At 58.1% G+C, this 5,321-nt stretch carries 7 protein-coding genes; 1 reads left to right on the top strand and 6 read right to left on the bottom strand.

What is annotated here, in order from left to right:
• On the bottom strand, positions 1 to 298 hold a 298-nt coding region (locus B5F19_RS16340), incomplete at its 3' end, for a DUF6809 family protein (protein ID WP_087292704.1).
• Between the two features lie 253 nt (positions 299 to 551).
• Between B5F19_RS16340 and B5F19_RS16335 the strand changes: the two genes are divergently transcribed.
• Positions 552 to 821, top strand: coding sequence for a helix-turn-helix transcriptional regulator (locus B5F19_RS16335; RefSeq protein ID WP_087292701.1), 270 nt, complete (start codon positions 552 to 554; stop codon positions 819 to 821).
• Positions 822 to 1,834: 1,013 nt separating this feature from the next.
• Here the strand turns inward: B5F19_RS16335 and recR are convergent.
• The 5 genes from recR to B5F19_RS17785 all read right to left on the bottom strand — a co-directional run.
• A complete protein-coding gene (recR, locus tag B5F19_RS16330) occupies positions 1,835 to 2,437 on the bottom strand; it encodes a recombination mediator RecR (RefSeq protein WP_087292698.1) in 603 nt (200 codons plus the stop codon).
• 46 nt (positions 2,438 to 2,483) lie between these two features.
• Positions 2,484 to 2,657, bottom strand: a complete 174-nt coding sequence (locus B5F19_RS17345) for a DUF4177 domain-containing protein (RefSeq protein WP_140394273.1) — start codon at positions 2,655 to 2,657, stop codon at positions 2,484 to 2,486.
• An 18-nt stretch (positions 2,658 to 2,675) separates the two neighbouring features.
• Positions 2,676 to 3,320: a ribulose-phosphate 3-epimerase gene (gene rpe / locus B5F19_RS16325; RefSeq protein WP_087292695.1), complete on the bottom strand. Its 645-nt coding sequence runs from the start codon at positions 3,318 to 3,320 to the stop codon at positions 2,676 to 2,678.
• 271 nt (positions 3,321 to 3,591) lie between these two features.
• A complete protein-coding gene (ilvA, locus tag B5F19_RS16320) occupies positions 3,592 to 4,809 on the bottom strand; it encodes a threonine ammonia-lyase (protein ID WP_087292692.1) in 1,218 nt (405 codons plus the stop codon).
• Positions 4,810 to 5,039: 230 nt separating this feature from the next.
• Positions 5,040 to 5,321: hypothetical protein (locus B5F19_RS17785; protein WP_204248357.1), on the bottom strand; the 282-nt coding region annotated here is incomplete at its 5' end.

Genomic DNA, 5,321 nt, shown 5'->3' with positions numbered 1-5,321 from the left:
GCCCTTCTGGGAGGGCGGACAGACTGCCGTCGTCCTCGTCCAGGGATTCAATGGCCAGGCGCATCCCCAACCGGAACCCCAGGATGAAGTTCTCCAGGGCCAGGGTGCTGCCGATCTCATTCTCTGCATTGAGGAGCCGCAGGAGCATGGTTTTCTCCTCTCCTTCCAGCAGAGCGGAGAGCTTCTCCTCGTATTCCTCCGCCTGGTCCATGGCCTGCTGCAGCGGAGAGTCCGGGGTAATCTGCTGTTCGTTTGTGGTGAGGTTTCCGTAGAACAGCTCTTCCAGTGTTTTGCGCATATGTGCCGCCTCCTTTGTGTTACCCATGGCGTTGCCCCGGCAGATGGCCGGTCTGTATTCAGTTATATGGTCACGGGGCGGAGGCCCCGATTGACGGGTGCTGTATCCGTATCTTGGCATTTCGTGGTCTTTCAGCGTGTCAAGGCTCACTCAACAGTAGTAAAATCGTAGTAAATGAGATGGTTTTGACCTGTCTGAAATGCCCGTGGATACAGTGTTTTCAAGGGATAATCAGATTTTGGCTTGATTTTTGATGATAAAAAATCACTTATCTCGAATCCTCGGAGAGCGCAGATGGACACGTGCAAAACTTGCCCGGCTGACCGGAATTCGCCCTTCCACCATCGGAGATTTATATAATGAGATGGCGGAGCGGGTGTCTTTCGATCAGCTGGACAGGATTTGCGAGGTCTTGGATTGCAACATTTCTGACCTGCTGGAATACATACCGAACCAACAACGCAGAACTGGCAGAGACCTAATTCTGGAGGAACACGGAAACCGCAAAAAGAACCAGAACTAATCTGGGCAAAAGAAATGGCACTTAATAGGTTTATTAAAACCCTTTTAAGTGCCATTTCTTTTTTGCAGATTGTATGAAAATTTTTCGCGGTTTATTTGCAAAGCAACACTAGGCCTTGTTTGAAAATTGGAAATGTGTCCAACGGCGAGGAATTTTTTCGCCAGACAAGGCGATTTGACGCGGCAATACTTTGTGTACTGCGAGGAAAATCAACGCAGTATGGCGGAAAAAGAACCGCCGTTTGGGCATATTGACATTTTTCAAACATGGCCTAGGCGCAGCTTTTGCCGCCGGTTTCGCGCCTGGAGCGTCCGGCCGGGTTTCTTGGTCCTACGCCCTCCCATAGATCTGTATTTCTGAAAGCCGCGGCGCGATGGATCTTTGGAGGTTCCGACAACAGGGACGACAAAGAAGCCCCCTTACGGCACATACGGATGACGCACTCCACCAAAGTGGGGCGGTGAGAATTTCAAGCAGACCTGCTGAACTGGTGCGGTGGGGCTTGACAGATTGGAGAGAGAGGAGTAAACTTCAGGATAAGCAAAGGCGCTGCTGTTCCAAAGAACAGCGGCGCTTTTTGTTTGATCACATTCTCTTTCTTCTCTTTTCTCACGGAAAGGGCCCTGGCGCGGCACGCCAGGGCCCTTTCTTAATATCTCTGGATGCTAAACGGCCTGTTTTGACTCTTTCTGGCTGCGGGCATTGGGAGAGGTGATTGCAGCAGGCCCGAGTGCGCTTCCGATGACGGCGGCGGGCAATTTCTCAGACAGCGAGCGCCAGCGCTCCGGTTCTGATAGGGAACTGGACATAATTGGGGGCCGGTGTCAGAGGAGCGGCCATTATCGGGGGCCTCAGACGAAAATACGGCAGTTGGCACAGCGGTGGCTGTGCGTCAGGAAAACCGAAAGAGGCAGAAAAACAGGCTGCACGCCAAGTCATATACATTCAATGGGGAACACGGCGAAACAGATTTCATATATCCGGCGGTTCCGCATGGCGGGCGGCTCCAGATGTCAGATTTCTCTCCGCCCCTCCAGCGCCCGCATGAGGGTGGCGTCGTCGGCGTACTCCAGGTGGCTGCCCACCGGGATGCCGTAGGCCAGCCGGGTGACCTTGACCTGGAAGGGTCTCAGGAGCCGGGAGAGATACATGGCGGTGGCCTCCCCCTCGGTGTCCGGGTTGGTGGCCATGATGACCTCCTGGATACCGCCGGCGGCCACCCGCTCCACCAGAGACTTGATGTGCAGGTCGTCGGGCCCCACGTGGTTCATGGGGGAGATCACCCCGTGGAGCACATGGTAGAGGCCCTGGTACTCCCGGGACCGCTCCATGGCCACCACGTCCTTGGGATCGGCCACCACGCAGATGGTAGAGGAGTCCCGCCGGGGGCTGGAGCAGATGGAGCAGGGACCGTCCCCCTCTGTGAGATTCTGACAGACGGGGCAGCAGTGGATGGCTGTTTTGGCGCTGAGAATGGCTTGGGCGAAGGCGTTGGCGTCCTCCTCCGACATGGACAGCACATAAAAGGCCAGGCGCTGGGCGGATTTGACGCCCACGCCCGGCAGCTTGGCAAACTGCTCCACTAAGGTTTCCAGCGCGGGGGGAAAATACTGCATGGGGTAGGACCTCCGGAATCATAAAATAAAGCAATTATTATAAAGCTCAGGCTTCACGTTCCAAAACAATGGCGTAACTGGCGCCGACTGGGAAACCGGCGGGGAAGCTGAACGGGTCGGGTGTGAAGCTGACGGTCCGCCACCCGGCCCGGGCCATGTCGTTCATGACCTGTTCCGCCTGTTCCGGGCTGTGGGCGGTGAGAATTTTATACTCCAGCATGGCAGGTGCTCCTTCCCCTCACACCCGCAGGGCCTGGATGGCGGCGGGGATGTCCGCCGCACCGTACACGGCGGAGCCGGCCACCAGCACGTTGGCCCCGGCTTCCACCACCAGGGGGGCGGTCTTGGGGGCGATGCCTCCGTCCACCTCCAGCTCGCAGGCGGGGTTGTACTTCTCAATGAGGGCGCGCACCTGGCGGATGGTGTCCAGCTGGGTCTCCATAAAGGCCTGTCCGCCGAAGCCGGGTTCCACCGTCATCACCAGCACCAGGTCCAGCTCCTCCAGATAGGGGAGGATGGCCTCCGCCTTGGTGATGGGGCGCAGAGCCACCGCCTTTTTCACCCCGCACTGCCCCATCAGTTTCAGGGCCTGGGCAATCTGGGTGGGGTGGTCTGCCTCCAGGTGGACCGAGAGCAGGTCGGCCCCCGCCTGGGCGAAGGCCTCGATGTAGCGCACCGGCTTTTCGATCATCAGGTGGACGTCCAGAAACATGTCCGTGTGCTTCCGGATGGACTTGAGCACCGGGACGCCGATGGTGATGTTGGGGACAAACGCGCCGTCCATCACATCTACATGGAGGTAGTCGGCGGAGGATACCCGCTGGATATCCCGCTCTAAGTTACAGAAATCGGCCGAGAGGATGGAGGGAGAAATTTTGATCATGATAAGGTCCTCGCTTTCCAGGCGTTATGTCCGGCGGGAACAGACAGCTCCCAGAGGGACGGCGGGGCAGGGCGGCGCATAGGATATGGGGCGGAGGCAGGGGGCGGCGCGCCGCCTCCTGGAACTGTGTGCTCCGGACCTCGGGCGCGCTCCAGGCCGCGCCCACGGCCCCACTGTCCGCCCGGCTTGGTCCGGGAGCCTGCCGCTTTTCAGATAGCCGTCCGCCGGAGAGATTCATCCCTCCGGCGGGCGGCGGGAGTTTGATTGGGGGTCAGTTGTAGAAATCGGCGGTCTTGACCTCGTGGACGCTGTACCCCTCGCTGCGCAGGCTGTTCAGGATCTCCTGCTTGTGGTCCTGGCCGAAGGCCTCCAGGGTGACCTTCAATTCCACCCCGTTCTGGCGGTTGATATTGACAAACTGGTTGTGTTCCAGCTTGATGATATTGCCGTTGTGCTGGGCCAGCAGCGCGGATACCCGCATCAGCTCGCCGGGACGGTCGGGCAGCAGGACGGAGAAGGTAAAGATCCGCCCCCGGATAATGAGCCCGTGCTGGACCAGAGAGGCCATGGTGATCACATCCATATTGCCGCCGGAGAGAACGGACACCACATTTTTCCCCTGAAAATCCAGGTGCTTCAGAGCGGCGACCGTGAGCAGGCCGGAGTTCTCCACCACCATCTTGTGCTTCTCCATCACATCCAGGAAGGCCTCCACCAGCTCCGCGTCGGGGATGGTGATGATGTGGTCCACATTTTTCTGTACATAGGGGAAGACCAGATCGCCGGGAGTTTTCACCGCTACGCCGTCGGCGATGGTGTTGGCGGTGGGGAGAGTGACCACGTGACCCGCCTCCAGACTGGCCTTCATGGAGGCGGCCCCCTCGGGCTCCACGCCAATGACGGTGACATTGGGGTTGAGCAGCTTGGCCAGGGTGGACACGCCGGCGGCCAGCCCGCCCCCGCCGATGGGGACCAGGATCACGTCCACATCAGGAAGGTCCTGGAAGATCTCATAGGCGATGGTACCCTGGCCGGTGGCTACCTGCAAGTCATTGAAAGGGGGGACATAGGTGAGGCCCTCCTCCTGGGCCAGCTGGGTGGCCTTTTCCGCCGCCTCGTCGAAGACCTCCCCGTGAAGGATGACGTTGGCGCCGTAATCCTTGGTGTTGTTGACCTTGACCAGGGGAGTTGTGGTGGGCATGACGATGGTGGCGGGGACGCCGGCGGCCTGGGCGGCATAGGCCAGTCCCTGGGCGTGGTTGCCGGCCGAGGCGGTAATGAGCCCCCGGCTCTTCTCGTCGTCAGAGAGGGTACTGATCTTATAATAGGCCCCGCGGATCTTGTAGGCCCCTGTGACCTGCATGTTTTCCGGTTTCAGATAGACCTGGTTTCCACAGCTCTTAGACAGGGCAGGGGAATGGATCAGGTTGGTGGTGCGGATCACGCCCTGCAGCACGCTGCGGGCAGCTTTGAACTGGTCTAAGGTCATGGCGTTTTCTGTATCTCCTTATATAGAATATAGTTTATGATAGCGAATCCGGACGGTAAAGTCAATGGAAAACCAGCCGCGGCAAGGTGTGAGAGGCCTGAAACCCAAAGGAATCACAGTCCGGCGGCCTGGGTGGGAGCGGGAGGATAGCGGAGCGGCAGGGAAGCCCGGCAGAAAAAACGCGAAAAAGAGGAAAAAAGTGCTTGACAAGGGAGGGAGGGTGTGGTATCCTACGTAAGCTGTCCGCGAGGGCGGCGGAAAACTCCCTTCTGAAGCGAGTTGAGCGCGAAAACAAATCGAAAAAGATTTGAAAAAAGTGCTTGACAAAGCGAGGAAGCGGTGGTAATATAAACAGGTCGTCCGCGAGGGCGGCCGGGGAGCGAACCGGACGGTTTCCTCTTGAAAAAGCGCTGAAAAAAGTTTTGAAAAACTTGAAAAAAGTGCTTGACAAGGGCGAAACGAGATGGTAAAATAAACTCCCGCCGCTGAGAGCGGTGTGCACCTTGTAAATT

The sequence above is a fragment of the Pseudoflavonifractor sp. An184 genome, from assembly GCF_002160305.1.
Taxonomy (GTDB): domain Bacteria; phylum Bacillota; class Clostridia; order Oscillospirales; family Oscillospiraceae; genus Lawsonibacter; species Lawsonibacter pullicola.
This window is presented reverse-complemented; position numbering and strand designations above follow the sequence as displayed.